This window comes from Pseudoalteromonas sp. BZK2 (genome assembly GCF_014349195.1).
GTDB classification, from domain to species: domain Bacteria; phylum Pseudomonadota; class Gammaproteobacteria; order Enterobacterales; family Alteromonadaceae; genus Pseudoalteromonas; species Pseudoalteromonas simplex.
On record NZ_JACSOG010000030.1, the window covers coordinates 24,463 to 51,414 of the forward strand.

The window sequence follows — 26,952 nt, forward strand, 5'->3', positions numbered from 1 at the left end:
ATTTATGGCACGATCAGTCATACTTGAACCAGTTAAATAAAATAAAAGGATTGCACAATGACGACCGTAATCATTCTGTTACTAGTTGCTGTGATTGTAATTTTTGCTGTGAAAGACATTCGCATCAATCTTGTCACACGACCTACGTTTAGACTATTTAAAAAAGTTTTGCCGCCGTTATCGCAAACAGAACGTGAAGCTATGGAAGCGGGTGATGTTTGGTGGGATGGTGAGTTATTCAGTGGTAACCCAGATTGGCAAAAGCTGCATCGTTTTCCTAAACCTGAACTCAGCGAAAAAGAGCGCGCATTTATGGGTGAGCAAGTCGAAAATTTGCTAGCCATGCTTGATGATTATCAAATCGTGCAAAAAGATAAAGACCTACCAAAAGAAGTGTGGGACTACCTAAAAAAAGAAGGATTTTTTGCACTAATCATTCCTGAAGAATTTGGTGGCCGCGAGTTTTCAGCGATTGCAAATTCAACCATCGTATCGAAAATTGCCACTAAGAGCTTAACCGCTGCGGTCACTGTAATGGTGCCAAATAGCTTAGGCCCTGGCGAATTACTTCTTCATTATGGTACCAAAGAGCAACAAGAGCGTTGGTTGCCAAGCCTAGCTAAGGGCGATGATGTGCCTTGTTTTGCATTAACGGGCCCTGAGGCTGGGTCTGATGCAGGCAGTATTCCTGATACTGGGGTGGTTTGTAAGGGCATGCATAACGGTGAAGAAGTGATTGGCTTAAAACTTAACTGGTCAAAACGTTATATCACCCTTGCGCCAATCGCCACAGTACTGGGTCTTGCATTTAAAATGTACGATCCTGAAGGTTTATTGGGTGATAAAAAAGAACTTGGTATTACGTGTGCACTTATTCCGACAGATCACGAAGGTGTGCAAACAGGTGAGCGTCATTATCCGTTAAACATGGCATTTATGAATGGCACAACGTACGGTAAAGATGTGTTTATTCCGCTTGATTGGATCATTGGTGGCGAAAAGGGCGCAGGTAGAGGTTGGCGCATGTTAGTTGAATGTTTAAGTGCGGGTCGCGGTATTTCGTTACCGGCACTTAGTACGGCAACAGGCCACTTGGCTTCAAGGATGACATCTGCCTATGCAACGGTACGCCAACAATTTGGTGTGTCGATTGGCCAATTTGAAGGTGTTCAAGAAGCACTCGCTCGCATTGGTGGTTTAACTTACACCTTAGAATCAGCAAGGCTAATGACCGCAGGGGCGATTGATTTAAAACTAAGTCCATCTGTGGTTACCGCTATAGCTAAGTACCATATGACTGAAATGGGCCGTACAGTTATGAACGACGCGATGGACATTCATTCAGGTAAAGGTATTCAAGTCGGGCCGAATAACTATTTAGCCCATGGCTATATGGGGATCCCGGTATCGATTACCGTTGAAGGTGCAAATATTCTGACTCGTAACTTGATGATATTTGGTCAAGGTGCCACTCGTTGTCATCCATTTGTTTTAAAAGAAATGGAAGCAGCAGCAATGGAAGACCAAGATGTTGCTTTAAAAGAATTTGACTCATTACTGCTGCAACATATTTTATTTGCTGGCAGTAATGCTGGTATGGCATTTGTGCACGGTTTAACGCGCAGTTACTTCGCTAAAGCTCCTGTGTGTGGCGCAACCACTGTTTACTACAAACAGTTGAGCCGCATGAGTCGTGGTTTAGCATTTTGTACTGATGTTGCGATGCTAGTATTAGGTGGTGAGTTAAAGCGCAAAGAGATGATTTCGGCGCGTCTAGGTGATGTGCTTAGCCACTTATATCTTGCTTCATGTGTATTGAAACGCTACGAAGATGAAGGACGCCAGCAAGCTGACCTACCATTTGTGCAATATGCCGTTGAGCATTCGTTATTCTGCATTGGTCAAGCATTCGATGGCTTCTTTAAAAACTTCTCTAACCCAGTGGTTAATTTTTTACTAAAACGTATTGTGTTCCCTCTGGGTAATCATTACCACCGTCCAAGCGATGAGTTAGCACAAACAATGTGTGAGCACATGAGCAAACCAGGGGTCTTTAGAGACAGATTAACCCATCTTTGTTATGTTGATGAAAATGCAGGCACGGGTGTCATGGAAAATGCCTTTTTAGCCATGATTGACACCCATGAAGACTTTAAGCAGCTTCGTAAATGGCAAAAAGAAGGCACTATTGCCAAAAACCTTGAACTTGAGGGCGCAATTGCCGCAGCAGCAGAGAAAAACTTGATAAACGAAACCGTTGCAGAGCGTATGAATCAAGCCAATGAGCTACGTAAACAAGCGATAGCCGTTGATAACTTCTCCCCCGGCGAGCTGTAACTTCTTGCCAAGTTGAAATAATTAAAGCCTTGCATTTGCAAGGCTTTTTTATCTTAGCTTATACCAATCCGTGAGTGATGACTTTTTCTGCTTCGCTGGCTGGCATGGGTTTCGCTTTTAAGAAGCCTTGACCAAACTTACATTGAGTTTGTTTTAAGATTGCCAATTGTTTTTCTGTTTCAATCCCTTCCGCAACAACATCGAGCTTTAACGACTGTGCTAACGATAATATGGCATCCACCAAGGGGTTGTGTGCTTTATTTAAATGATCGATAAAGCTTTTATCGATTTTTAAAATATGGATAGGTAATTGGTGTAAATAACCAAGCGCTGAGTAGCCAGTACCAAAATCATCTAAGCACAGTTTAACTTCAAGAGGCTCAAGGCCTTTAATAATTTTTGTTGCTAGCTCTAAATTACCAATTAGCCCAGATTCAGTGATTTCTAAGCACAGCGAGCCTAAAGGGAGTTTGTATTTAGAGTACAAAGCATGGATTTGCGCGACGAAGTCGAGACTTGCAAAATGACGTGATGACACATTCACGGTAATTCGGCCAAACGCTTTACCTTTACTTGCCCACAGTGCGATTTGCTTTGCCGCGAGTTCAAGCAAGTGTAAATCTAAGTTAATAATTTGGCCTGTGTCTTCTGCAACGGGTATAAAATCATTTGGCGAGACAAAGCCTTTACTTGGGTGGTGCCAACGCACAAGCGCCTCAAAGCCGACAACCTGTGCATCTTGAATGGTAAAAATTGGCTGGTAGTAAAGTTCAAAGTCGTCATGTTCAATACCATGCTGTAAATCATTTTCTATATCCGCATGATTTTTGAGCTTTTTACGCATGGTATTGTTAAAAAACTTAACTTTACCGCGGCCTGATGACTTCGCCTCGTACATTGCAGCATCAGCATGCTGTAATAGCTTATAAGCTTGATCGCGACTACTTTCACAAAACGCAACACCAATACTTGTGGATGCCTGAAGTAAGTGGCCATCAATATCAAGAGGCTCAGCGAGAACCAGTTGAATTCGTTCAAGGGCATCTTTAATTTGTTGTTTATCGGTGATGTTCTCCATAAAAATGGCAAACTCATCGCCCCCTAAGCGGGCAAAGGTATCGGTATTGCGGATGGTACCTAAGATTAACTCACAGATTTTTACCAAAAAGTGGTCACCAACCTCATGACCTAATGAATCATTGATACTTTTAAAACGGTCAAAGTCTAGATAGAGCAGGGCATGTTGGTGGCGCTTATCTGCTCTTGCCAAACGAAGGATCGCATGTTTAATACGCTCTATTAATAACGAGCGGTTAGCAAGGCCGGTTAATTCGTCGTGAAGAGCTCGGTGCTCAAGCTCTTGTCTTGATAATTGGCGGTCTATCGCCATGCTAATTTGGCGGCTCACATACGTGAGTAAGGCACGGTCATGTTCGTCATAGTGATAGCTTTTACTGTAACTTTGTACGGCGATAACACCACTAATACGCTCATTTACTTTAAATGGCACCCCTAGCCAAGACTCGGCCTGACGACCAACCATTTTAAAATGACCCGCATCAATGTGTTGTTGAAATTCTTCTTTCGTAAAAAGTAAAGATTGGTCGATGTTTAATAAATAATAAGATGCGGTGTCTTTTAGTTGTTCTTTCGATATTTTCTTATGGGCGTTAGAACGCACGCCTTCTTCGATAATATAAACTAAATCAAGCACATCGAGTTGCTTGTCATACAGGCCAATAAAGAAGTTATCAGCCCTCAGTAAAGAGGTAATAATGCCGTGTAAAGATTCAAAGAAGCTATCTAGTTCGCTTGATTGATAGGTTAAGTTAGCGATTTGCAGCATCGAGCGTTCTAGCTTTTGTGCATCATTTAACTGCATCACAGTTTGCTGTAAGTCTTCTACGGTGCGAACTTGATTTATCTTGGCACTGAGTAAGTGGGCGACAGTTGATAAAATCTCTAAATGCGTATCATTGTAGTAATGTTTTTGCGGGTGCTCACAGTCAATGACACCCAGTACTTTTTCTTTGTAAACTAATGGTACGCAAAGCTCAGAAAGAGCAGGGCGAGAATCGGCAATATAACGCGGGTCTTGACTGACATCGCCAATCATTAAGGGTTTGCCAGTGCTTGCGACATAACCCGTAATACCTTGATCAAAGCTAATTTCTGTTCGGTCGATATGGTAAGTATCATGGCTACTTGCCGTGCCAATAGACGCCATTTCTTTTAGGGTACGTGTTTTATTGTCTGCTAGGTAAATGACACACTCTATAAAGCCCAGGCGGCTCACTACCTCTGATGTAACATATTCGAGTAACTCTTCAACTGTATCTAACTGCATTAGAGATGATGAGAACTGATTAATAATATGTAATTGGTCTGTTTTGACTTCAAGTGCAAAAGCCGTGTCTAAACTCTTAGGCATAGAATAAAAGGTAACCAAAATGTTGTATTAATTTATTACGTTAACCTACTATCAAACTATCCACAAAGTTATTTTCAAAAAAAACGTATACTGGTGTAAACTAGGCACCTGAAAATGAACTTGGGTAAATAAGCGAGGTTATTTGCTCAATGTTTATGCTATCCCCCTAACTTTAGCCGTGGAAACAAGCAATGTCAGATTTAAATTCGATGCAAACTCTAACAATTACACGCCCAGATGATTGGCACATTCATTTACGTGATGGTGAGCAACTCGTTGATACCGTTCGTGATGCAAGCCGTTACATGGGGCGAGCAATCATCATGCCTAACCTTGTTCCACCGGCAACTTGTACAGACACTGCATTATCTTACTATGAGCGAATTAAAGCTGCGGGCCCACAAGGTAACTTCGAACCATTAATGGTGCTTTACCTAACAGATAAAACTACGCCAGAAGAAATTAAAAAAGCTAAGGCAACAGGTAAAATTGTTGCTGCTAAACTGTACCCAGCTGGCGCGACGACCAACTCAGATTCTGGTGTGACATCAGTTAAGAATATTTACCCTGTACTTCAGGCAATGCAAGAAGTAGGGATGTTACTGTTAGTACATGGTGAAGTAACCGATTCATCAATTGATATTTTTGACCGTGAGAAGGTCTTCTTAGATACAATTTTAGCGGATGTAGTAAATGACTTTCCGAGTCTTAAAATTGTGCTTGAGCACATCACGACAAAAGATGCGGTAGAGTTTGTTAATAATGCACCAGAGAATGTTGCTGCAACCATTACTGCTCATCACCTTCTTTATAACCGTAATCATATGCTAGCAGGTGGTATTCGCCCGCATTATTACTGCTTACCTATTCTAAAGCGTAACATTCACCAACAAGCGTTAATTGGTGCTGCAACAAGCGGCAGCAAAAAGTTCTTCTTAGGTACTGACTCTGCACCACATTACAAAGACAAAAAAGAAGCGGCCTGTGGTTGTGCTGGTGCATATACTGCACATGCAGCTATTGAGCTTTATGCTGAAGCGTTTGAAGAAGCGGGTGCTTTAGACAAGCTTGAAGGTTTCGCGAGTCACTTCGGTCCTGACTTTTACGGTATGCCTCGAAACCAAGATACCATTACACTAGTAAAAGAGAGCTGGACAGTACCAGCTAGCTATAAACTAGGCGATTCAGAAGTGGTGCCAATCAAAGCAGAAGCACAAATGGACTGGCAAGTTAAGTAAGTTTTAGCAAGGTCTAAATCGAGAATAAAAAGCCCATCTATTTGATGGGCTTTTTTCATTTATAATTAATTGTTTATAAATAGTACTGTCATATATTTTTGTTTGAGCGGTTGACCTTAAAATTATTTTCGATTAATAGAGCTAAAAGCTATTTAATGTGTTAGTCTTAAATTGCTTTGAGTTTTTGCGTATTGAATTTACGGATAATGTGCGGCTGTACGGTTACCGGTTTGGTTATTGGTTCTTCCTGTACTTTACCCCAAGTTTATTGGGCATTCACTCAGGGAGGATAGAGCCATTATGGCTGAATTTTAATAATTGACTTACAGGAAAATTTGGTATGTCAAACACGGTTACTGGTAAAGTTAAGTTCTTCAACGAAGCTAAAGGTTTCGGTTTCATTGAACAAGAAAATGGCCCTGATGTATTCGTACACTTCAGCGCTATCACAGGTACAGGCTTCCGCACTCTAAGCGAAGGCCAGCAAGTATCTTTCGGCATCAAACAAGGTCAAAAAGGCCCTGAAGCTGAGAACGTAGAAGTAGCATAATTTATTATGTGAACCTAAGCATTTTGGTGAAACAGTTTCTGTTTCACCAAAATTCATTTACTCCCCAAATATCATACAGTTGTACCTAAACCTATTTAAACCTAAAGTATTGTGTTAGCCTTTTTTAATAGGTAATTCTTCTAGAACTTTCTCAACTATTCCTTTAAAGCTACTCTCGGTATCTAAAGTACTATATGCTCTTAGACTTAGTTAATTAAACATGACATTGATCGTTGTGTAAGTGAAGAATTTGATCTAACGAGAAAATTTAGTACTCATTTTCAGAGATTGTAGATTTTTTTACCAACATCTGAATTTCCCGCTAAACTTAGTGATATATAAGACAGCGGTAATTTAAATGAGCAATAAAATACTCGTTTGATAGATATAATGAAGGTTTGCTAATTGATGAGCATAGGAAATAATATACTTTTGGTAGACGATCACCCGATGGTGGCAACAGCAATTAAAATGGTTTTATCCAAATCGACCTTAGTTAACGAAGTTCAAGCTGTTGGAAGTCAAAAAGAAGCACTACAATTTTTAAAAGCTAATAATGTAGCGTTAGCTATATTAGATATTGAGTTAGAAGACTCAGATGGTTTTAGCTTATACAAGCGGGCTGTTAGTGCAGGGTTTACTGGCAAAGTGTTATTCTTATCAGCTAAGCAAGATAAGCATATTATACGCACTGCAGCAAAGTTGGGAGCGCAAGGCTTCGTTAACAAAGCTGAGAGCCTTGAAGATATTTCTTCTGCAGTTGAAATGATCTTGCGTGGTTACACCTTTTTTCCTCAAGAGCATTTAATTGCTTCTGAAAAAGACATTGACGAGTTACTCACTGAGCGTGAACTCGCCGTAATGAATTACCTATTGCAAGGGCTATCGAATAAAGACATTGGTGAAAAACTTTTCATCAGTAACAAGACCGTCAGTACTTACAAAACAAAGATATTTGAAAAGCTTGAGGTTGATTCAGTTATCTCATTAGCTAAGCTAGTAAAAGACCGCGCCGTGTTCTAATGGCGGCAGTTATAAGTCAAGATTAAATCCCGTTTAATGTTTAGTAAGCAGTTTGCTTGCTTATTAAACATTCCCTGCCTGTAAATGCATAAAAATTCTTCTAATTAGATTTTTTAGATGAAAAAACTGAATTTTTTTTTCATTTTTCTTTACCGCTTTTTGATTTCAATAAATGTTACATTTATGTTTAAGTTTGAACGGAATATGAATGTGATGATTGTTAATAAAGGGCTATAGAAGCCTTACAGATGTGTGGCTGTTATATTTTTGTTAATTCGTTGTTTTGGTTATTTTCATATCAACGACGAGTCACCAAATTTTTCCGATGAAAGCCGAACATCAAGTTGACAGACTCAGATGCATTTAGCATTATTGGAGGGTTGATATCTATTAAAAGATATCAGGGTTGTCCTCTTCGGAGGGTAATTAAATTATAAAAGTAACATTACTTAATTGGTTGGGAACTATGTCTGTTAAAATCAGAAAGAGTCTTGTAGCATCAGCGTTGGTTGGCGCTTTTGCATTTGCAAGCAGCAATGTGATTGCAGATCCTTTGAAAGATGTGCAAGATGCAGGTCAACAAATTCAAAAGGCTGCTGTTAAGTCTCAAACTAAAATTGACAATGTATATGGTCAAACTCAAGAGTTAATCGCTGAGTACCGTAGCGTTGTTGACGAAACTGAGCTAATGAAGGTTTACAACGATCACGTAGCACGTTTGGTCGCTGACCAAAACGCTTCAATCGAATCGTTTGACCGTCAAATCGCAACTATCGATAACACGAAACAAAACGTTGTGCCTTTGATGTATCGCATGATCGATACGCTTGAGCAATTCATCAAAGCGGACGTTCCGTTCAATCTTGAAAACCGTCTAGCACGTGTTGAAAGACTTCGTGACATCATGGCGTCAGCTTCAGTTACTACATCTGAAAAATTCCGCCAAGTTCTTGAAGCTTACACTGTTGAAACTGCATACAGCTCAGCTGTAACTGCTTCTCAAGGTACTCTTGAGATCGATGGTAAGAGCATCAACGTTGACTTCGGTCGTTTAGGTCGTATCACTTACGTAGCTCAGTCTTTTGACCTTAAGCACGCGTGGGTGTGGGATAACAACACTAAACAGTGGAAAGAATTAGGTGAAGAATACCTAAAACCTGTTAAAGAAGTTATCCGTATGGCGCGTAAACAAGCGACATTAGAACTTGTTAAACTACCAATTTTTGGCGCGGAGTAATCAATAATGAAGAAACTATTTAAAGGTTTTGCTGTTGCAGCAGTACTATCTGTTTCTGCAGGTACCGCGCTTAATGCACACGCAAACACTGATGCTTTAGACAAAATTCTTGAGCAAGTTAAGCAAGAACGTATCTCTGAAGGCAAATTAAATAAGCAACGTGAACAAGAGTTCCTTTCAGCTCGTGCTGACAAGCAAGCGTTACTTAACAAAGCTAAAAGCGACCTAGCTGCTGAAAAAGCACGTGGTGACCGTTTAGCTAAAGAATATGCTCAAAACGAAAATACTTTAGCAGAAAAAGAGCAAGCTCTTTTAAATGCTCAAGGTACTTTAGGTGAGATGTTCGGTGTTGTACGTCGTGCAGCTGCTGATGCAATCGGTTCAATCGAAGCATCACTTGTTTCTGCTGAAAAACCAGGACGTGCTGAAGTACTTCGCTCACTAGCTGCTGCGAAAGAACTTCCAACTGTTCGTGAACTAGAAGAGCTTTGGATTTCTCTTCAAACTGAAATGACTGAGTCTGCTAAAGTTTCAACTTTCGAAACTGAAGTTGCAGGTCTTGACGGTTCATCTTCTGTGAAGAAAGTAACGCGTATCGGTAACTTCAACTTAGTAACTGACGACGGTTATTTAATCTACTCTCCAGAAACTAAAGCGATTCAACCTCTAGGTAAGCAACCTGATAGCTACATCCTAGCGGGTATCAGCGATTTAGAAGGTACTTCTGCAGATAACTACGCTGGCGTATACATCGACCCGACTCGTGGCGCGATCTTACGTATCAACACGCAGAAGAAATCACTAATGGAATACTACGAGCAAGGTGCTGAAGTAGGTTACATCATCACACTATTATTAGTTGTTGGTCTACTTATCTTCATCGTTCGTTTCATTGATCTTGCGCTTACTAGCACTAAGATTAAGAGCCAGCTTAAGAACCTTTCTACTCCGAATACAAACAACCCACTGGGTCGTATTCTTAAGGTTTACGCTGACAACAAGAATCAAGACGTTGAAAACCTTGAGCTTAAACTTGACGAAGCAATCCTACGTGAAACGCCTCGCATCGAAGCTGGTATCAACATCATCAAGATCTTGGCAGCAATCGCTCCATTACTAGGTCTACTAGGTACGGTAATCGGTATGATCCTTACGTTCCAAACAATCACATTGTTCGGTACAGGTGATCCGAAGATCATGGCTGGTAATATCTCTCTAGCACTTGTAACTACAGCGTTAGGTCTAATTGCAGCTCTACCACTTATCCTACTTCACTCAATTGTTGCGGGTCGTAGTAAGTCGGTTCTACATGTCCTTGATGAGCAAAGCGCTGGTATCATCGCTGCTCACGCGGAGAAGGAGAAAGCCTAATGCTAGTCCTGATGGAGATCTGGGAATCTATCAGGGATTTTGTTGGCACAGGCGGCCAGGTATTATACGTGGTCGCGATAGCACTCTTTCTTATGTGGGTTTTAATGATTGAGCGCTATTGGTTCCTACTAGCTGAGTTTCCTCGTATGACGAAGAACATTGTAGCTCAGTGGGATGCCCGCCAAGACACTACGTCTTGGTACGCACACAGAATCCGTGAAGCATGGATTTCTGAAGCGTCTGAAAAATTAGATCAGCGTATGTTGTTGATTAAGACATTAGTAGCTGTTTGTCCTTTAATCGGCTTATTAGGTACTGTAACGGGTATGATCGCGGTTTTCGAAACCATGGCTACTCAAGGTACTGGTAACGCACGTTTAATGGCATCAGGTATTTCAATGGCAACAATCCCAACAATGGCTGGAATGGTTGCGGCACTATCTGGAGTATTCTTTAGCTCACGTCTTGAAGCGAGAGCGAGAATGGCGAAAGCTAAACTTGTAGATAGCATGCCTCATCACTAGAGAGAGAATTAAATATGGCACGTAAACAACGTTTTCGTGAAGAAGAAGAAGCAGCGGTTGACATGACGCCAATGCTTGACATCGTATTTATCATGCTTATTTTCTTTATCGTAACTACATCGTTCGTTAAAGAGGCTGGTATCGAAGTCAATAAACCTAAAGCAGCTGCAGCTACGAAGCAAAAAAATGCAAACATTTTTGTTGCTATCCGCGCTGACGGTGCGATCTGGATTGATAAACAACAAGTAGACGTTGAGCGTGTATCAGCTAAACTTGAAAGTTTATTAGCAGAACAACCTACTGAAGTTGTAATTTTGCAAGCTGATAAAGAAGCAAAACACGGCGTAGTAGTTAAAGTTATGGACCAGATCAAAGCGACGGGTGATAACCTTAAAATTTCAATAGCTGGAGATCAGTAATGATTCGTTTTCTGTTTTCACTGATTGCAGGTGGGGCAGTTACTTTCGGCTTGTTCTACTTCATGGCGTACCTCATCTCCGGTGGAGCTGACCGTGCGACTGAACAAAAAGAACAGATCGTAGTCGAAATTATGACGAATCCGCCTGAATCTAAGGTGCAGGAGAGGAAGCGTGTTCCGCCTCCGCCTCCGCCACCGCCAAAGCAGCCGCCTAAACCGCAGCCGCCTCAGCCGGAAAACAGCAACCCTAACACTGGTGGTTTGTCATTTAATATGCCAAGCATCGATGTGGGTAGCACAGCTGGTGGCCTAAGTGGTCCAGGTGCATTTGGACGTGATGGTGACGCGACACCTATCGTTCGTATTGAACCAAAATACCCTACGCAAGCAGCGCGTGATGGTAAAGAAGGTTGGGTACAACTTTCATTCACTATCAATGAAGTGGGTGGTGTAGAAGATGTTGAAGTGATCGACGCCGATCCTAAACGTATCTTCGACCGCGAAGCTAAACGTGCGCTACGTAAGTGGAAGTACCGTCCGAAAATCATTGACGGCAAACCACAGAAGCAATTTGGTCTTCAAGTACAACTAGACTTTAAACTTAACCAAGGTAACTAAGGAGGCGAGTAATGAGAAATTTATCTAAAGTAACTGCACTTGCGCTTCTTATGTCTCTATCAGGTGTAGCTTTCACTGCACCTGCTTTAGCAGCGCCAGATTACGCGAAGATTGAAGCGCGTAAAAAAGCAAAAACTAAAGTAATGGGCGAGCGCGTTGGTAAAAAAGTTATTAAAGCGTTTGATTTGTACAATGAAGAGAAGCTTGATGAAGCGATTGCGTTACTTAAAGAAATCGATCCTTCGGATGAATTTGATAAGGCAACAGTCGATCGTTACTTAGGTCAAATGTACGCTCAAAAAGAGCAGTATCAATTGGCTATCAAGCATATCGCAGCTGCAGTTCAGCCTGACGTTTTAAATTTTGCTGACCAAGAGCAAGGCTTAAAACTTCTAGGTGATATGTACGCGGGTACTGAGCAATATGCAAAAGCGAAAGAAGCTTATGCAGCTTGGATGGACTTCACAGGTGAGGAAGACGACAAGGTTTATACACGTATTGCGCAAGCAAACTACGAGTTAAAACTTTTCAAAGACGTACTTCCTGCTGCAAACAAAGCAATTGAATTGGCAAAAGAACCTGCAAAGGCTGCTTACCAATTAAAGCTAGCTGCCTATTTTGAACTTAAACAGTACAAAAATATGGTAGGTGTTGCTGAAGAAATTGTTCGTGTTTGGCCTGAAGACAAAAAAGCCTGGGTTGGTTTAGGTAAATACTACCTTCAAACCGAAGACTTCAAGAAAGGTCTAGCGACCATGGAAGTTGCCTATAAAAATGGATATTTTGAAAACGAAGTTGAATACAAAGTACTTTCTAACTTTTATTCGTTAAATGATATCCCTTACAAAGCAGCAGTTGTGCTTGAAAAGGCAATCAACGAAGAAAAAGTTAAGCGTAACAAGCAAAATATCAGTGCAGTGGCATCTAACTACCACCGTTCTAAAGATATTGAAAAAGCAGCTAAATACTATGAAGAAGCGGCTAAATTTGATGATGATGCTGAGCTTTACCGCAAAGCGGGTTCATTACTTTTACAATCGCAAAATTATAGTGCAGCCGTTGTTCGTTTGAACAAGGCAATAGAGTTAGGTTCTGACAAAAAAGGAACTATTTACTCTGATTTAGCTGAAGCTTATTACTACCAAGAGAAGTATAAGCAAGCTTATAACGCTATCACTAAAGCAATGGACGATCCGCGCACTCGCAAGTTTGCGAAGAGCTGGTCGACCTTCATCAAAGATAAAGCCGCTCGTAACGGTGTAAAAATCTAATTGATGTTGTTTTAAATTAAAAAGCCCCTCTGGGGCTTTTTTTATGGAATTTTAAAATGCTAAGACAGATCGTATTATTAGTTGTCGCAAGTGTGATGCTGATAGCTTGCTCTGAGCAAACATCAGGTTTCAAAACATTTAGTGAAGGGCAGCAAGCGCTGCAAACTATTAATAATTTATTATCGACTCAAGAACAGCAAAGTGAAGCTGCTAGCTGGCCTTTCTCAGAAAGTTATTTGCAAGCACGTCATCAAGCTTATCAAGGACTAAAAACGACGACGTTAGATGTGTCACAACAGGCGCAATTGAACTATTTAATTATTGCTGAGCGTTATCCCGAACGTTACTTTGTGTGGCCTGTACAACGTGATGTTATTAACCAAGCTCGTTTAGTAGATGACTATTCGGTAAATGAATTAGCTAACTGGCTAGAGTTAGTTGAAACGCAGCTAATTGCAGCTGAGCAAAGCAATCTGAAATTAAATAAAATCGAATTAACGCTTTTACATAATATGGTCAAATCGCACCTTGATAATAGCGATGACAGTGTACAAGCAGCACTAAACAAACTTAATCAATATTTAACTCAATATAAACCGCGTACAAAACTTGGTTTAGTCGGTTTGGCAAATGGTAAAGATTGGTATCAAAGTAAACTTAATTACTTTAGTGGTGAGACTAAGCCGCCTTTAACTTGGTTAAGTGAAATCCAGGCTTCGTTAAAGCAATCGCAGAATGCAGATTTTGTATTACCTGTATCAGACTCTCACGCTAAACCATTAGTAATGAACTATTTTGTAGAAAGTCATCAGCACACAGGTCTTGATTGGCAGCTTGATTATCTCGACCCGCTCAAAAGTAAGCGTAAATTAACAAAAGATGAGCAATACTTCTGGCAAGTTATGATGGAAACCGACTTAGGAATTCATTATCACACATGGAGTGAACAGCAAGCACGTGTTAGTTTGATGAAGCGTCTAGGGGTAAATCAGCAACAAGCTGATTGGTTAATTGAGGATATCGTGCTTTATCCTGCGATGAGCTTTATTTTTATAAATTAGTACAGCGCTGCGCTCTATGGAGCGCATCGCCGACAGCGTTGGCTTGCAGGATCTGCAAGTAAACGTTCGTCATCAATTTTTTCTTCACAATCACAGCAATAGCCATACTGCCCAATATCGATTTGGCATAGTGCTGCTTCTAACTTTTCTATTCGAGCAATCAATATTTGATACTCAGAACCGAGATTATTTGCTGTCAGCTCTAACCAGTCTGAAGGGGGATGATCCTTGAGTTGCGATAGCAGTTGCTGATGATAGGCTTGATCAGAATTAGCCAGCATATCCAGTAAACGTTGTCGAACCTGCGCAAGTTCCGCAGATAACTTTGTTTGAATTTCAGTATTGTTCATCGCTTTTCTTCCAAGTGGGCAATACTGGTATTATCAAACAAAATCGATTTGCTAATTATGATTTGTATCAATACTCGGCGCTTTCGCGTACTTTCTTAGTACATCTGCAACTTCGTCTTTGGCTTTTAGGCGGCGGATCTCATCAAAAAGTGCGTTAGCTTGTGGGTATTGGCGCTTTAAATAGCCGAGCCATTGCTTAGTACGAGAAGCAAAATACTTTTCACATTTACTCTCGTCTTGGTGCATAGATGAATGAATAATGTGGTATATCACATGCTCCCATAACATCGGAGTGTAATGCTCGTTTTCTGCATGAGATTTTATTTGTTTTGCTAGATCAGGCATCGCTAATGCACCACGACCAAGCATTAAATCTTGGCAATGACTGCGCTTTTGACAAAGCATGGCATCTTCAACTTGCCAAATTTCGCCATTAGCAACGACCGAAATATTTTTATCTTTGATCAACGGCGGGATTTTTTCCCAGTATGCCGGAGGGTTGTAGCCATCTCTTTTAGTTCTGGCATGAATAGCAAGACTTGAAGCACCCGCGCTAACAACAGCATCAACAATTTCTTGGCTATTACTATCATCATCAAAACCAAGCCTAATTTTGGCACTAACTTCATGGCAAGGATCAACAGCATCACGTACGGCTTTAATAATTTCGTACATGTGCTCAGGGTCTTTTAACAGTACCGCACCACCTTTACTTTTGTTCACTGTTTTAGCTGGGCAACCAAAATTTAAGTCAATGCCATGGGAGCCTAGGCGTATTGCTTTGACGGCATTTGCTGCCAAAGCATGAGCAACTTGACCTAGCAACTGAATACGCACTGGCGTACCTGCACGGGTATAGCCACCTGTTTTTAGCTCAGGACAATAGCGGTGAAACACGCGTTCGGGCAGTGTGTCTTCAACGACACGAACAAACTCTGTTACGCATAAATCAAATCCACCTAAATCAGTTAAGAGTTGTCGCATTTTAAAATCCACAACGCCTTCCATCGGTGCTAAAACTAGTCGCATGATACCTGTTAACTCATCAAAAATTAGGACGCGTATTCTAGCTTTTCTGGATTGTTTTATAAATCGTAATTTGCATTCTCGGCACTTTCAGAAAATAATTATAAAAATTTTGAAAGTAATTTTTAGTTCTCGGGTCTTGTTTAATAACCCTTTATAAAAAAGAGAGTCATCGAATGAACACAGTTAAGAAAAATTCAATTGCATTAACATTAGGTGCGGTTGTAGTAGGTGCGTCAAGTTTTGTAGCAACTGATGCGAGTGCAAACCCATTTGAATTTCAGCAAATGCAAGCAGGCTATCAACTAGATGCCGCAGAAGGTAAATGCGGTGAAGGTAAATGTGGCGGCGATAAAAAAGCTGAAAAAGAAGGCAAGTGCGGTGAAGGTAAGTGCGGCGGCGACAAAAAAGCAGCCAAAGAAGGTAAGTGCGGCGAAGGTAAATGCGGCGCAGATAAAAAAGTAGCCAAAGAAGGCAAGTGCGGCGAAGGTAAATGCGGCGGCGATAAAAAAGCAGCCAAAGAAGGTAAGTGTGGCGAAGGTAAATGCGGCGCAGACAAAAAAGCAGCCAAAGAAGGTAAGTGTGGCGAAGGTAAATGCGGCGCAGACAAAAAAGCAGCCAAAGAAGGTAAGTGCGGCGAAGGTAAATGTGGCGCAGACAAAAAGAAAGCTAAAGAAGGTAAGTGTGGCGAAGGTAAATGTGGTTCTAATCACTAAGCGCTCATTTAGCTTTTAAAAGGGCCGTAAAGGCCCTTTTTAGTAGGAGGTAGTATGTTAAATGAATCAGTAGCTGATTTTGGGTTGATTGGCTTAGGTTTGCGCCGAGAAATGCTTGATGAAATGCTCATTGATGTTCCTAAACCTATTGAGTTTTTAGAAGTTGCACCTGAAAACTGGCTAAAGCTTGGGGGGCGTTTTGGTAAACAATTTAAACAGCTTACCGAACAACATGCCTTTGTTTGCCATGGTTTATCGTTATCGATTGGCTCACCAGCAGCGCTTGATATTGAATTTGTGCAATCGCTTAAAACCTTTTTTAAAGAGCATAATATTCGTTTATTCAGCGAGCACTTAAGTTACTGCTCGGGCGAAGGACATATGTACGATTTAATGCCTATACCATTTACTGAAGATGCTATTAAGCATGTTGCTTCTCGTATTAGGCAAGTACAAGATATTTTAGAACAGCCAATTGCTATTGAAAACGTGTCTTACTATGGCGCCCCTGGGCAACAAATGACAGAACTTGAATTTACTAATGCTGTTTTAGAAGAAGCTGATTGTAAACTGCTGCTCGACGTGAATAATATTTACGTTAATTCGATTAATCATGGTTATAACGCTGAGCAATTCCTAGCTGAATTACCAACAAAACGGATTGCCTATGGACATGTTGCGGGCCATTACACTGAGGCTGAAGATCTACTGGTTGATACCCATGGTGCGCCAGTTATCGATCCTGTTTGGCAATTGCTTGAAAAAGCTTATGAAGTTCATGGCGTATTTCCCACTTTATTAGAGCGTGATTTTAATATTCCGCCGATGAGTGAGTTGTTAACCGAGCTAAAAACCATTGAAGCACTGCAGCAAACAGCGAGCAAGCAAAACCAAGCAAGGGTGAAACACAGTGCCTGAACATTTTACTCAAGTACAGCAAGCGTTTATGGCGCATATCCGCGACCCTCAACAACACGCTAAGCCTAGTGATATTGAAGAGCGCCGGATGGCGATTTACCGCGACTTATTTTTTAATAATGTGGATGGGTTTGTAAGCTCTGCGTATCCAGTACTAAAAAGTTTATATTCAGAGCAAGCTTGGCACAGACTCGTTAGGCAGTTTTTTAGCCAGCATGATTGTAAATCACCTTATTTTTTAGATATTGCAGGGGAGTTTTTGGCTTTTCTTGCTAATGACTATGAAATACAAAGCGATGATCCCGCGTTTATGTTAGAGCTAGCGCACTATGAATGGGTTGAGCTTGATGTATCGGTTGCTCAAGAGGTGGCAGAAGAAGTCAGTTTATCGGCTCATCAAGTGACAAGCTCTGCATTATTCTTAAGTTCACTTGCCCGTAATTTGTGTTACAGTTTTCCTGTTCATACCATCAGTGCAGATAATCAACCAAGTGAACCGGCAGCACAACCCAGTTACTTTGTGGTTTATCGTGATAGCGATGACGAAGTACAATTTTTATCGACAAATGCGATGACCGCATTACTTCTTAATATTATTGAATCTCAGCCGGGTGCAGATTTAAATGATGTATGCCAAGCAGTTGCAGAGCATGCGCCTGAATTTAGCCAAGAGCAGCTGTATCAGGGAGCGCTCAATACCTTAAGTGCAATGGCAGAACGCGGCATTGTGGTTTCTAATACCTTGGTTTAAAAATCAGCTAAAAGTCTTTATTGATGTATTTAGTTCGACTATTATGAGCGCCTTATTTTGTCGTGCTTAAATAAAGGTAGTAATTATGTCGAATGATAAAGACTTTAAAGATCCGTTCAATGCAACTTATTTCATTGCGTTTTTAGCTGTATTCGGTGGCATTGGCTGTCTAAACGCTATTCTTGGTTGGATCACTTCTTTATCTTAATCTGCGTAAGCAAATTAAAGACAATAGGCTGCATTATGCAGCCTTTTTTATAGCTGATATTTCTTGTTAAGTGATTAATTTCGAAACTTGCTACCGACTTTCTACTAAGGTGATGTTATACTCTCGAGCTTTGTTAGATAAACTTTTTGAGCAGTATAATTATGACTCAAGCAACTTCAACGCTCATCAAACAGAGCATTGCAACGATCGCTGATTACCCAAAGCCGGGCATTATGTTCCGCGACGTAACTACTTTAATGGCTAATGCTGACGCATTTAAAGCAACCATCGACAGCTTTATTGCAGCATATAAAGACCAAGGTTTTACAAAAATCATCGGTACTGAATCTCGTGGTTTTATCTTCGGTGCACCACTTTCTTACGCACTAGGTATTCCATTCATTCCTGTTCGTAAACCAGGCAAACTTCCTCGCGAAGTGATTTCACAAAGTTATCAATTAGAGTATGGTGAAGATATTCTTGAGCTTCATACAGACGCAATTGTCCCTGGCGATAAAGTGTTACTAGTAGATGACTTACTGGCTACAGGTGGCACAATCGAAGCAACGGCAAAATTAGTTGCTAAACTTGGCGGTAACGCAACTGATGCGGCATTTGTTGTTTCTTTACCTGAGCTGGGTGGTGAGCAACGAGTTGCTGATATGGGCATCAAAATCTTAAAGTTGGTTGAATTCGAAGGCGAATAATTAATGAGTTATCAGGTTCTAGCAAGGAAATGGCGACCACAAACCTTTCACGAGTTAGTGGGGCAGTCTCATGTTAAACAAGCATTAGTTAATGCATTAACACAAAATAGACTCCATCACGCTTATCTCTTTACTGGAACCCGTGGGGTGGGTAAAACAACCATTGCACGTATATTCGCAAAAAGTCTCAACTGCGATAAGGGTATCTCTGCTGAGCCATGCGGCCAATGTTCAAGTTGTACTGATATTGAAGCAGGCCGTTATATTGATTTATTAGAAATCGATGCGGCATCACGTACCAAAGTAGAAGATACCCGCGAAATCCTTGATAACGTTCAATACGCACCAACACGTGGTCGTTACAAGGTATACCTAATCGATGAAGTTCACATGCTGTCAAAGCACAGTTTCAATGCATTACTAAAAACATTGGAAGAACCGCCAGAGCATGTGAAGTTTTTATTAGCGACAACCGATCCGCAAAAACTACCCGTGACGATTTTATCGCGTTGCTTACAGTTTAATTTAAATGCTTTGTCGCAATCAGAAATTCATGATCAGCTTGCCCATGTTCTTAATCAAGAACAGCTAAGTTTCGATGATAAATCATTGTCTATTTTAGCTAAGGCAGCCGATGGTAGTATGCGTGATGCATTGAGTCTTACAGACCAAGCAATTGCGCAAACCAATGGCAATATTAATCATCAGGCTGTGCAAACTATGCTTGGCTTGATGGATACTCAATATAGCCAAACCATGTTAGCAGCGTTACTGTGCCAAGATGGCGATGCATTACTTCAAGAAGTAAAAGCAGTCGTTAGCCGAAACCCCAACTTTGTAGCCTTGCTCGACGATTTAATTGCCCTGACGCATCTTATTCAGCTTGTGCAACTTGTGCCTAGTGCAGCGGCACTTGATGATACTAACCGAGATTTTATTGAGCAGGTGGCACAAACCACTGATGCACAGCAGATGCAGGTTTACTACCAATTGCTATTAAATGGTAAAAAAGATTTGCAATGGGCACCCGATGCTAAACTTGGCTTTGAAATGATCATGTTGCGACTGCTTGCATTTCAACCTACGCAATTTGCACAAAGCCAAACACCAACGAATACCCAGCAACAGGTTAAGCCAAGTGGTGCCGGTGCACTGCGTGATATTTTGAAAAAATCTACGGCGCAACGTGAGCAAGCTGCTTCAGAGCAAGCACCAGTTGCACATAGCTCTGCACAGACAACTGCTGTTCCTTCAGAGCCTCAGCCAACACAAGCTGAGCCTATTCAAGCAGCCAAGGCAGAAACGGCACATAGCCATGAGCCTGCCCAGCAAGTTGAAGCAACAGCAGTAGAGCAGCCTGATGCTGGTCAACAGCCTCAGCAATCTGTTGAAACTGCAATGGTTGCTGAAGTTCAACCTGCGCCACAACAGCAAGAGCCAAGCCACTCAGAGCAAGTGCCAGCAGCTGAGTACTCATCACCAGAGTATTCTTCGCAAGATTATATGGATGATGATGCCGAAATGGATTCATCACTTGCAGCGCAATACGATGATGTGATGAATAGCGCTTATGATCAGGGCTTTACTGCCAATGAAGCATCTGCGCCTCAGCAACAGCAAACAGCACCAGCACAATTACAACAGCAGCAAAGTCAGGCGCAGTCGGCCATTGCTCGTATTTTACAAGATCGCAATATTTCAGGTGCTGGGCGTTTAAGTGGTGCAGCAACGCAAACTCATGCTAAAGCAGAACCGCCAGTGCAACAAAGCACAGCCGCGACCAACATTCAGCCTCAGCAGCAAGCAATGGCTGCTGAAGTAAAAAAGCCCATCCCCCAGCAAACGGGGGAGAGCAGTAGTAAAGTAAAAAAAGTCGACTTTCGAGAAAAGCATCAAACAATCACCGAAAACTTAGCGCCAGAGTTACTTGAGCAGATCAATCCACAAAAAGCGCCAGAGCCAGTAGTTGAAGAAGCCAGTATTCCGATACCTGATGATTTTGAAAGCCCGATCAGCAGTATTAAATTTGCACACGAACAAGACGAATGGGCGTATTTAATTAAGCGCATGGGACTGGGTGGTCGCATGCGCCAATTTGCGCTGCATTCAATCTTTACCAAGCAGAATAATCAGCTGCATATTGAAGTTGATTCATCACAGCGCCATTTAGATAGCGCTGTGCTTAGACAAAAGCTCAATGCTGCATTAAGTGAAATTTACGGCCATAATGTAGAGCTTAGTATCGAGTTTGCTGATGGCGTAATTGATTCACCGTATTTGATTCAACAAAAAATTGATGCGGGACGTCATCAACAAGCGATTGATGTAATAAATAGTGATGAAAATATAGTGCAATTTCAGCAGTTGTTTAGCGCTATAATCGATGAAAACAGTATTCAGGCATTGTAATTAGTTACAATAGCCCTTATCTTCATGCCAATTAAAGTAGTTTAGAAAGAGAGACAGTTATGTTTAAAGGTGGAATGGGTAACATGATGAAGCAAGCGCAGCAAATGCAAGAGCGCATGCAAAAAGCCCAAGAAGAAATCGCAAACCTTGAAGTTGTAGGTGAAGCAGGTGCAGGCCTAGTTAAAGTAACTATGCTTGGTAACCACAATGTTCGTCGTGTTGAATTAGATGACAGCCTAATGGAAGACGACAAAGACATGATCGAAGATTTATTAGCGGCAGCGTGTAACGATGCTGTACGTCGTGTTGCTGAAGAAACTCAAGAGCGCATGAGCAAAGTAACTGGCGGTATGCAATTACCACCAGGTATGAAAATGCCATTCTAAGTGATTTTGTATGCAACTATCTCCTAGTTTAACACAGCTAATTGAAGCGCTACGATGCCAGCCGGGCATAGGCCCTAAGTCGGCACAGCGCATTGCTTTTCATTTGCTTGAGCGTGACCGTCAGGGTGGTAAACAGCTTGGCCATGCATTAACCAAGGCAATGGATGAAGTAGGGCATTGTCAATCTTGTCGTACTTTTACAGAGCAAGCTGTATGCGATATTTGTTCAAGTGTTAAACGCCAAGATAGTGGTTTATTGTGTGTGGTCGAATCACCAACCGATGTACTCGCGATTGAGCAAACAGGTCAATACCAAGGTCTTTACTTTGTTTTAATGGGTCACTTGTCGCCAATTGATGGCATAGGACCAAAAGAAATTGGCCTTGATATTCTTGAAAGTAAGTTGCAACAAGGCGGCATTAATGAGGTGATCCTCGCGACCAATCCAAGTGTTGAAGGTGAAACCACAGCCCACTACATTGCTGAGCTTTGTCATAAGTATCAGGTAGGTGCATCTCGAATTGCTCACGGTGTCCCTGTTGGTGGTGAGCTCGACTTACTTGATGGTATGACATTGATGCATGCATTTAGCGGACGACGCGCCGTAAACCAAAACTAATACCTAATATGGTGTCAAAAGCCTGCTTTAAGCAGGCTTTTTTGTATATAGCCCCCAATTTAGCCGTAAATTTAATTTTTTGCCTTGAAGTTCAAAAAGCCTGCCCCATATAAAGAGTCATAGTGCAGATTAGACACTTTGTTAATTGGAGATTTACACAATGACTGCAGCACAAAAAGAAACATTAGGCTTTCAAACAGAAGTCAAACAACTATTAAACCTGATGATTCATTCAATTTAGTCATTCGGAATATTTAATTACCGATCCGTAGTAATCCTTTTTATCATATTAAATTCAATGTCTTATATCGATTTTAATCATCTTTAATCCGCACTACTAACGATTTAAAAGAACTGTTATGCTTGGCAGGCGCGTACCAAGCTGTGTACCATAAATTTTTGACAGCAAATTTGGTGCGCATTTGGTACACATCTAGAGCGTGAGCATAATGAAAATAACAGCTGCAAAACTTAAAAGCATAAGTGGAAAACCTTATAGCGGAAAGCCAGAAGTATCTGATGGTGATAATTTGTCATTGCGTATTTCACCAAAAGGAAAGGTCACATTTCAGATTAGATACAGGCTAAAAGGTAAGCCTGCGCGTTATAAGATAGGAACATACCCTGAAATGAGCTTGGCGAATGCAAGAGAGGAATGCGAACGTCAAATGACTCAGGTTAGAAAAGAGTTAGATCCGCGGAACATGAAGGCGGTAAATAATGTCAGCGTTGTTGAAAAAGAAAATCCTACCTTAATTGACGCAATTAATTTTTGGTACGCACAATACTGCGTCAACATGCGTGATCGTCCACAAGAAATTTATAACCGTATCGTTTCCTGTATTAATGACGATTGGCGCAATCAATATGTTGCTGAAATTAGTAAGCATCATTTTTCTGTTTTATTTAAGCAAATGAATACCGATAGTATTGCTGCTGGCCGTGGCGATGGTTTTGCTTTCAACTCTATTATTGAGCTGCGTTCAGCTTTGCGATTTTGTTTAAGGCAAGCATATATAACGAATGCTGAATTTGAAGCACTGCGCCCTAGTGACTTTGCGAATGACTACCAACCAAGAGAGCACTTCTTAACAATAAATGAGTGCCGTCTTATTTGGTCTAATATTGACAACCTTGCTCTTACTGATAGAAACAAAGTTATCCTTAAATGCGCTATGATTTTTGGTTGTCGTATCAGTGAGCTATATACAGCTCATAAAACTGATTTTGATTTAGAAGAGAAACTATTCACCGTTAGGCGTGAAAATACTAAAGGAAAAACACAGTCAATTGTTAGACCGATTCCTGATGTTTTAATTAACGACCTACAATATCTAAAAGATCTTAGTCCAGGCTTCATTCACATGTTCCATAATCGTGGAGGGGATAAGCCGGCGAGTGGCTCAAGTGTAAGTACAATAGCCAATACATGCTATGAAGAAATTGAGGGCGTAAGGCCATTCAGAATGCATGATTTTAGACGAACCTTATCAACTCACTTAACTGATGCAGGTTGTCCACTGCAATTTACTGAGAAGCTTTTAGGTCACAAAATGAAAGGGGTTCTGGCAATTTACAACAAATCCCCTATGCTGGATGGTTTAACAGAATGGCTTGATAAATGGGCCAATTTAATTTCATATAAATAAAAGGACGTTCTGAATGTTGAATTACTCATACTATCCATTTAAAAATATACTTGAAGACATTGGGGCTGAAGATTTAGTTCTTTTAAAAGATGTCTCAGAAGGCTGGTATATAGATTATAAAGTCCAAAGTTTAAAGATTCCTGATCTTGCAAAACAACTTTCTGCATTTGCAAATCAATATGGCGGATGGTTAATCATTGGAGTCAACGAAGCTTCAGACGGTTCACGGACAGCTTCTGAGTTTGTTGGGATTCCGGTATCTGAATTAGAAAAAGTATCAAGAGATATACGAGAGGCTTCGTCTGCTCATGTTAATCCTGAAGTATTATATGAAGAAAAAGTTATATCTGGGCCAATTGAAAGCATTGGTTTAGCTGAAGATAAAGCTATTATAATTATTGGCATTCCAATGAGCGAGAATACTCCGCATATACATTCTTCTGGAAGAATCTATAGAAGGTTGGCAGATCAATCAAAACCTAAAGAGGAAACTGACCGATATATATTAGATGACTTATGGAAACGCGGTAGTGATAGAAAGATTAAATTAAGAAACTTCTTAACCGCAACTCCAGCTATTCCTAATTCACAATCAGATAGTTCATGGGCTTATATCTTCCTTAAACCATCTCAGTCACAAAAGGGTCCTTCGAAAAAGCTAAGCTTTAAGGATTTTTCAGAGGTTTTAGGTGCAGAAAATGTAAAAACTATGAATGGAGTAAAGATGCCGTTTGATGGAATCTACACAACTTCGGACGGGTTTTTAGCTAGGAATATTGGCAAAAACGATCCTAGTCTTGCAACTACTAGCTTTCGGTGGTGGCACAATGGAACCGTTAGGTTGGATATTCCTTTAAATAAGTATGACCTTAGTACATTTCTATCTCAGATAGATATCCATAAATATGGAGCAGATTACTACCTTTTAGCAGAAGAATTTGGATTTAATGATATTGATGTAGTTGATTACTCTTTATTTTGCCAGACAACAGCTGCATTAATTAACTTCTATTTACATCTGTTAGATGTTTTAGGCGATAAAAGGGATGTTTACTCATGTTTTACAATAAAAAATGTATTCCACACGATTCCATTTATTGATTCGAAGTCTTTTTTAGAGAGATGTAAAGTGAACTCCATACCTCTGACTTTAGATAAAAATATAGTTTTACCAGCAGAGCCAAGTGAAGAAAGTATGTTTTCACATAAATACTCAGTTCGTGATGTAGATTTTAAATGCCCAAAGCAATACACCCCAATACCTTATTTATTTAGTTCACCAATTTTTTATAGAGTCCTATTGTCGGTAGGTATTATCTCTTGCATCGAGGAGTTCTCAGGTGATACAGAACTTTTTGGATTCCATAAGCTGAATAAACAGTAGTGTTTATTAACAAGATAATTTCGCGCCTAATACGGCGCGTAAGCTCTTTTAATCAAGTTATTATTTTCATAGGGCCTCAACTCTGTGGATTTTATCTAAATCTGAATAGTATTTTTCAATTACAGTTTTAAGCCAACGATGGGGCTTCCCTGGGCGGTTAGGTTTAATGAATTCGCCTTTGGAAACCAGCTTCCTTAAATAGTCCTCTGTTACACCTTCCATGGCTGCTACTTCCTGAGTTGTGTAAAACTTACTAGATGGTAGGCTCATAAAAACTCCTTAACATGCATTGCTTTTTAAACTCTTAATTATCAACATTGGTCTAATTTTAAATTTTTATAACTCAAAAACAAAGAATTTGAAGGTTTGTGTAAATTTTCATAGTTGTCTTATATGGTGTGAGTTCAAAAATACCATAAAGCAATCCTAGTTAGTGTTAGGTCAAACACTAACTAGGACACTCATGAGTACATCAAAATCGCAATTCATCAGAGAGTATCAACGCGCGAGTAAATCACCTTGGGATGACAATTCAACGATTCTGCTATTAGCAGATGTTGATGAAGCGTCTACAAGCAATTCAATCGAGCTTAGTTTCAGCCATTACATTTATATGCACAGAGATAGGGTAGGTAGTGTATTGGGTATAAGCATCTCAAAGCAGCTCTTTGATGATAATCCTGATTTTTCAGGGCGCTATTTAGATGGTGTAGAAATGTATGCTTTTTTGCTTCTGTACATTGAGCAAATAAAAGAATTCTGTCATTTATTTTCAGCAGAGTTCGAAGCGATATTTTTAACTAAACCAACAACTTTCTTCAGTCACGCTGAAGAGAACTGGTTAGAAATCATCGAAAAAAGTTAATACTGGCGAACCTTCGGGTTCGCTTTCTTAATATTTCCCCTTTCTCGTTCCTTTTTAGTTAAAAAGTTTTTTATAACTCGAACTAAAGGAGAAAAGCATGTCTTTAAGATATGTAAGTACATTAAACTTCGTAGATTTAATTGATGCTTTATACAGTATCATTCACAAAAACGACCATAAAATTAATCATTTAATGTTAAACAAAGAAAATCCTGATTTTGAGGGGCTGTGGTCAATTGTCGAGCCTGATGTTTATGCTAATAAGCAACTGAACTATCGTGGTGTAAAAGTCCTGTTTTATAAAATGATGGTTTTTCTGCTCGAAGATATTCAGGAGGGCACCTTTGATTATTCGGATTACGATGCCCAACCTTGCAACGAAAACCCTGAGCGCTTTGATGATTTATTCGATACGGAGTTAGAGAATGACTTCGATGATGGCTTTAAAGAAAAGATTGAGCGAGAGTTCGAGCCAGAGCTTAATAATGAGCGTACTCAAAATTCTATAAAAGAGACCATATCGCAAATCAAACAAAAGCATTCATAGGATAAATAAAGCTATTTTTGCATTTAAAAATAGCAGCCTAACCATAACTCACGAAATACGCCTCGAGCCGTTATTTGCCGGCTCACTACTCAATGTCTGGGTAGTCAGAGTTCACTCTGATAATACTAGTGAGGGAATTGTACGCAAATATACTTTTCCATTGTGGTAATGCAAAAGCGTATTGCCAACGATAATGTAAGGCGAGGCTAAAGGGCAATGAAGGAGTAGCGTGCTACTCCTTTTTGTTTTCGGCCCTAAACCACCTACTTCAGTAGGTGGTTATCATCATTTAGGCTTTGCCTGAAAAAATACTCATGTTAATTCCTTACTTGATTTTT

General features: G+C 40.5%; 27 protein-coding genes. 23 read left to right on the top strand and 4 right to left on the bottom strand.

The features are described 5' to 3' along the window. Positions 1–57: 57 nt before the first annotated feature. Entirely contained in the window at positions 58–2,337 is a 2,280-nt protein-coding gene (locus tag BIZ38_RS16580; protein WP_187490781.1) for an acyl-CoA dehydrogenase, read from the top strand. 58 nt (positions 2,338–2,395) lie between these two features. Here BIZ38_RS16580 and BIZ38_RS16585 read toward each other — a convergent pair whose 3' ends face one another. Further along, positions 2,396–4,768, bottom strand: a complete 2,373-nt coding sequence (locus BIZ38_RS16585; protein WP_187490782.1) for an EAL domain-containing protein — start codon at positions 4,766–4,768, stop codon at positions 2,396–2,398. A 191-nt stretch (positions 4,769–4,959) separates the two neighbouring features. On the opposite strand from BIZ38_RS16585, the gene pyrC reads away from it, so the two are divergent. From pyrC to BIZ38_RS16635, 10 genes are all read left to right on the top strand, one after another. Then, complete coding sequence (gene pyrC / locus BIZ38_RS16590; RefSeq protein ID WP_187490783.1) at positions 4,960–6,006, top strand: dihydroorotase; 1,047 nt, start codon at positions 4,960–4,962, stop codon at positions 6,004–6,006. Between the two features lie 340 nt (positions 6,007–6,346). Then, the gene (locus tag BIZ38_RS16595; RefSeq protein WP_036967526.1) at positions 6,347–6,556 is read left to right on the top strand and encodes a cold-shock protein; all 210 of its coding nucleotides are present in this window, start codon (positions 6,347–6,349) and stop codon (positions 6,554–6,556) included. Between the two features lie 432 nt (positions 6,557–6,988). Beyond that, positions 6,989–7,579: a response regulator transcription factor gene (locus BIZ38_RS16600; RefSeq protein ID WP_161804338.1), complete on the top strand. Its 591-nt coding sequence runs from the start codon at positions 6,989–6,991 to the stop codon at positions 7,577–7,579. Between the two features lie 466 nt (positions 7,580–8,045). After that, positions 8,046–8,816 (top strand): DUF3450 domain-containing protein, encoded by a 771-nt coding sequence (locus BIZ38_RS16605; protein ID WP_054551560.1) that lies wholly within the window; start codon positions 8,046–8,048, stop codon positions 8,814–8,816. Between the two features lie 6 nt (positions 8,817–8,822). Continuing rightward, on the top strand, positions 8,823–10,187 hold the full coding sequence (locus tag BIZ38_RS16610; protein ID WP_054551559.1) for a MotA/TolQ/ExbB proton channel family protein: 1,365 nt from the start codon (positions 8,823–8,825) through the stop codon (positions 10,185–10,187). After that, positions 10,187–10,711: a MotA/TolQ/ExbB proton channel family protein gene (locus BIZ38_RS16615; RefSeq protein ID WP_054551558.1), complete on the top strand. Its 525-nt coding sequence runs from the start codon at positions 10,187–10,189 to the stop codon at positions 10,709–10,711. The genes BIZ38_RS16610 and BIZ38_RS16615 overlap by 1 nt, the downstream gene beginning before the upstream one ends. Before the next feature lie 14 nt (positions 10,712–10,725). Beyond that, a complete protein-coding gene (locus tag BIZ38_RS16620; protein WP_054551557.1) occupies positions 10,726–11,130 on the top strand; it encodes an ExbD/TolR family protein in 405 nt (134 codons plus the stop codon). Continuing rightward, the gene (locus BIZ38_RS16625; protein WP_054551556.1) at positions 11,130–11,747 is read left to right on the top strand and encodes an energy transducer TonB; all 618 of its coding nucleotides are present in this window, start codon (positions 11,130–11,132) and stop codon (positions 11,745–11,747) included. Before BIZ38_RS16620 ends, BIZ38_RS16625 begins: the two co-directional genes overlap by 1 nt. Positions 11,748–11,758: 11 nt before the next feature. Beyond that, complete coding sequence (locus BIZ38_RS16630) at positions 11,759–13,018, top strand: tetratricopeptide repeat protein (RefSeq protein WP_054551555.1); 1,260 nt, start codon at positions 11,759–11,761, stop codon at positions 13,016–13,018. Between the two features lie 56 nt (positions 13,019–13,074). Beyond that, a complete protein-coding gene (locus tag BIZ38_RS16635; protein WP_054551554.1) occupies positions 13,075–14,079 on the top strand; it encodes a hypothetical protein in 1,005 nt (334 codons plus the stop codon). A gap of 14 nt (positions 14,080–14,093) precedes the next feature. Here the strand turns inward: BIZ38_RS16635 and BIZ38_RS16640 are convergent, their stop codons facing one another. Together BIZ38_RS16640 and BIZ38_RS16645 are read right to left on the bottom strand one after the other, a co-directional pair. After that, positions 14,094–14,429, bottom strand: a complete 336-nt coding sequence (locus tag BIZ38_RS16640; RefSeq protein WP_054551553.1) for a TraR/DksA family transcriptional regulator — start codon at positions 14,427–14,429, stop codon at positions 14,094–14,096. Between the two features lie 51 nt (positions 14,430–14,480). Beyond that, on the bottom strand, positions 14,481–15,458 hold the full coding sequence (locus tag BIZ38_RS16645; protein ID WP_187490784.1) for a tRNA-dihydrouridine synthase: 978 nt from the start codon (positions 15,456–15,458) through the stop codon (positions 14,481–14,483). A gap of 173 nt (positions 15,459–15,631) precedes the next feature. On the opposite strand from BIZ38_RS16645, the gene BIZ38_RS16650 reads away from it, so the two are divergent. The 10 genes from BIZ38_RS16650 to BIZ38_RS16690 all read left to right on the top strand — a co-directional run bounded on the left by BIZ38_RS16650 (position 15,632) and on the right by BIZ38_RS16690 (position 25,202). Further along, positions 15,632–16,171, top strand: coding sequence for a hypothetical protein (locus BIZ38_RS16650; protein WP_187490785.1), 540 nt, complete (start codon positions 15,632–15,634; stop codon positions 16,169–16,171). Between the two features lie 54 nt (positions 16,172–16,225). Then, on the top strand, positions 16,226–17,089 hold the full coding sequence (locus BIZ38_RS16655; protein WP_138616016.1) for a DUF692 domain-containing protein: 864 nt from the start codon (positions 16,226–16,228) through the stop codon (positions 17,087–17,089). Continuing rightward, a complete protein-coding gene (locus BIZ38_RS16660; protein ID WP_300542595.1) occupies positions 17,082–17,840 on the top strand; it encodes a DUF2063 domain-containing protein in 759 nt (252 codons plus the stop codon). The genes BIZ38_RS16655 and BIZ38_RS16660 overlap by 8 nt, the downstream gene beginning before the upstream one ends. 85 nt (positions 17,841–17,925) lie before the next feature. Beyond that, positions 17,926–18,048 (top strand): hypothetical protein, encoded by a 123-nt coding sequence (locus BIZ38_RS21870; protein ID WP_254907726.1) that lies wholly within the window; start codon positions 17,926–17,928, stop codon positions 18,046–18,048. Between the two features lie 161 nt (positions 18,049–18,209). Continuing rightward, positions 18,210–18,755, top strand: a complete 546-nt coding sequence (apt, locus tag BIZ38_RS16665; RefSeq protein ID WP_054551549.1) for an adenine phosphoribosyltransferase — start codon at positions 18,210–18,212, stop codon at positions 18,753–18,755. A 3-nt stretch (positions 18,756–18,758) separates the two neighbouring features. Continuing rightward, positions 18,759–21,164 carry a DNA polymerase III subunit gamma/tau gene (gene dnaX, locus BIZ38_RS16670; protein ID WP_187490786.1) on the top strand — a complete coding sequence of 802 codons (2,406 nt, stop codon included), beginning with the start codon at positions 18,759–18,761 and terminating at the stop codon, positions 21,162–21,164. A 59-nt stretch (positions 21,165–21,223) separates the two neighbouring features. After that, positions 21,224–21,550: a YbaB/EbfC family nucleoid-associated protein gene (locus BIZ38_RS16675; RefSeq protein ID WP_054551547.1), complete on the top strand. Its 327-nt coding sequence runs from the start codon at positions 21,224–21,226 to the stop codon at positions 21,548–21,550. 10 nt (positions 21,551–21,560) lie between these two features. Further along, the gene (recR, locus tag BIZ38_RS16680) at positions 21,561–22,169 is read left to right on the top strand and encodes a recombination mediator RecR (protein ID WP_054551546.1); all 609 of its coding nucleotides are present in this window, start codon (positions 21,561–21,563) and stop codon (positions 22,167–22,169) included. Positions 22,170–22,618: 449 nt separating this feature from the next. Then, a complete protein-coding gene (locus tag BIZ38_RS16685; RefSeq protein ID WP_187490787.1) occupies positions 22,619–23,818 on the top strand; it encodes a tyrosine-type recombinase/integrase in 1,200 nt (399 codons plus the stop codon). A 13-nt stretch (positions 23,819–23,831) separates the two neighbouring features. Then, positions 23,832–25,202, top strand: coding sequence for a helix-turn-helix domain-containing protein (locus BIZ38_RS16690; RefSeq protein ID WP_187490788.1), 1,371 nt, complete (start codon positions 23,832–23,834; stop codon positions 25,200–25,202). Between the two features lie 66 nt (positions 25,203–25,268). On the opposite strand, the gene BIZ38_RS16695 is transcribed toward BIZ38_RS16690, so the two are convergent. Beyond that, positions 25,269–25,472 carry a helix-turn-helix transcriptional regulator gene (locus BIZ38_RS16695; RefSeq protein ID WP_187490789.1) on the bottom strand — a complete coding sequence of 68 codons (204 nt, stop codon included), beginning with the start codon at positions 25,470–25,472 and terminating at the stop codon, positions 25,269–25,271. A 193-nt stretch (positions 25,473–25,665) separates the two neighbouring features. On the opposite strand from BIZ38_RS16695, the gene BIZ38_RS16700 reads away from it, so the two are divergent. Both BIZ38_RS16700 and BIZ38_RS16705 read left to right on the top strand, forming a co-directional pair. Continuing rightward, positions 25,666–26,067 (top strand): hypothetical protein, encoded by a 402-nt coding sequence (locus tag BIZ38_RS16700; RefSeq protein WP_187490790.1) that lies wholly within the window; start codon positions 25,666–25,668, stop codon positions 26,065–26,067. Between the two features lie 97 nt (positions 26,068–26,164). Beyond that, positions 26,165–26,614, top strand: a complete 450-nt coding sequence (locus BIZ38_RS16705; protein WP_187490791.1) for a hypothetical protein — start codon at positions 26,165–26,167, stop codon at positions 26,612–26,614. Positions 26,615–26,952 lie beyond the last annotated feature (338 nt).

Coding starts and splice junctions, on each gene's coding strand:
- dnaX (WP_187490786.1), top strand. CDS start 18,759: ATGAGTTATCAGGTTCTAGCAAGGAAATGGCGACCACAAACCTTTCAC.
- BIZ38_RS16705 (WP_187490791.1), top strand. CDS start 26,165: ATGTCTTTAAGATATGTAAGTACATTAAACTTCGTAGATTTAATTGAT.
- BIZ38_RS16585 (WP_187490782.1), bottom strand. CDS start 4,768: ATGCCTAAGAGTTTAGACACGGCTTTTGCACTTGAAGTCAAAACAGAC.
- BIZ38_RS16595 (WP_036967526.1), top strand. CDS start 6,347: ATGTCAAACACGGTTACTGGTAAAGTTAAGTTCTTCAACGAAGCTAAA.
- BIZ38_RS21870 (WP_254907726.1), top strand. CDS start 17,926: ATGTCGAATGATAAAGACTTTAAAGATCCGTTCAATGCAACTTATTTC.
- BIZ38_RS16655 (WP_138616016.1), top strand. CDS start 16,226: ATGTTAAATGAATCAGTAGCTGATTTTGGGTTGATTGGCTTAGGTTTG.
- BIZ38_RS16610 (WP_054551559.1), top strand. CDS start 8,823: ATGAAGAAACTATTTAAAGGTTTTGCTGTTGCAGCAGTACTATCTGTT.
- apt (WP_054551549.1), top strand. CDS start 18,210: ATGACTCAAGCAACTTCAACGCTCATCAAACAGAGCATTGCAACGATC.
- BIZ38_RS16640 (WP_054551553.1), bottom strand. CDS start 14,429: ATGAACAATACTGAAATTCAAACAAAGTTATCTGCGGAACTTGCGCAG.
- BIZ38_RS16630 (WP_054551555.1), top strand. CDS start 11,759: ATGAGAAATTTATCTAAAGTAACTGCACTTGCGCTTCTTATGTCTCTA.
- BIZ38_RS16690 (WP_187490788.1), top strand. CDS start 23,832: ATGTTGAATTACTCATACTATCCATTTAAAAATATACTTGAAGACATT.
- BIZ38_RS16645 (WP_187490784.1), bottom strand. CDS start 15,458: ATGCGACTAGTTTTAGCACCGATGGAAGGCGTTGTGGATTTTAAAATG.
- BIZ38_RS16615 (WP_054551558.1), top strand. CDS start 10,187: ATGCTAGTCCTGATGGAGATCTGGGAATCTATCAGGGATTTTGTTGGC.
- BIZ38_RS16625 (WP_054551556.1), top strand. CDS start 11,130: ATGATTCGTTTTCTGTTTTCACTGATTGCAGGTGGGGCAGTTACTTTC.
- BIZ38_RS16695 (WP_187490789.1), bottom strand. CDS start 25,472: ATGAGCCTACCATCTAGTAAGTTTTACACAACTCAGGAAGTAGCAGCC.
- pyrC (WP_187490783.1), top strand. CDS start 4,960: ATGTCAGATTTAAATTCGATGCAAACTCTAACAATTACACGCCCAGAT.
- BIZ38_RS16685 (WP_187490787.1), top strand. CDS start 22,619: ATGAAAATAACAGCTGCAAAACTTAAAAGCATAAGTGGAAAACCTTAT.
- BIZ38_RS16650 (WP_187490785.1), top strand. CDS start 15,632: ATGAACACAGTTAAGAAAAATTCAATTGCATTAACATTAGGTGCGGTT.
- BIZ38_RS16580 (WP_187490781.1), top strand. CDS start 58: ATGACGACCGTAATCATTCTGTTACTAGTTGCTGTGATTGTAATTTTT.
- BIZ38_RS16605 (WP_054551560.1), top strand. CDS start 8,046: ATGTCTGTTAAAATCAGAAAGAGTCTTGTAGCATCAGCGTTGGTTGGC.
- BIZ38_RS16620 (WP_054551557.1), top strand. CDS start 10,726: ATGGCACGTAAACAACGTTTTCGTGAAGAAGAAGAAGCAGCGGTTGAC.
- BIZ38_RS16635 (WP_054551554.1), top strand. CDS start 13,075: ATGCTAAGACAGATCGTATTATTAGTTGTCGCAAGTGTGATGCTGATA.
- recR (WP_054551546.1), top strand. CDS start 21,561: ATGCAACTATCTCCTAGTTTAACACAGCTAATTGAAGCGCTACGATGC.
- BIZ38_RS16700 (WP_187490790.1), top strand. CDS start 25,666: ATGAGTACATCAAAATCGCAATTCATCAGAGAGTATCAACGCGCGAGT.
- BIZ38_RS16675 (WP_054551547.1), top strand. CDS start 21,224: ATGTTTAAAGGTGGAATGGGTAACATGATGAAGCAAGCGCAGCAAATG.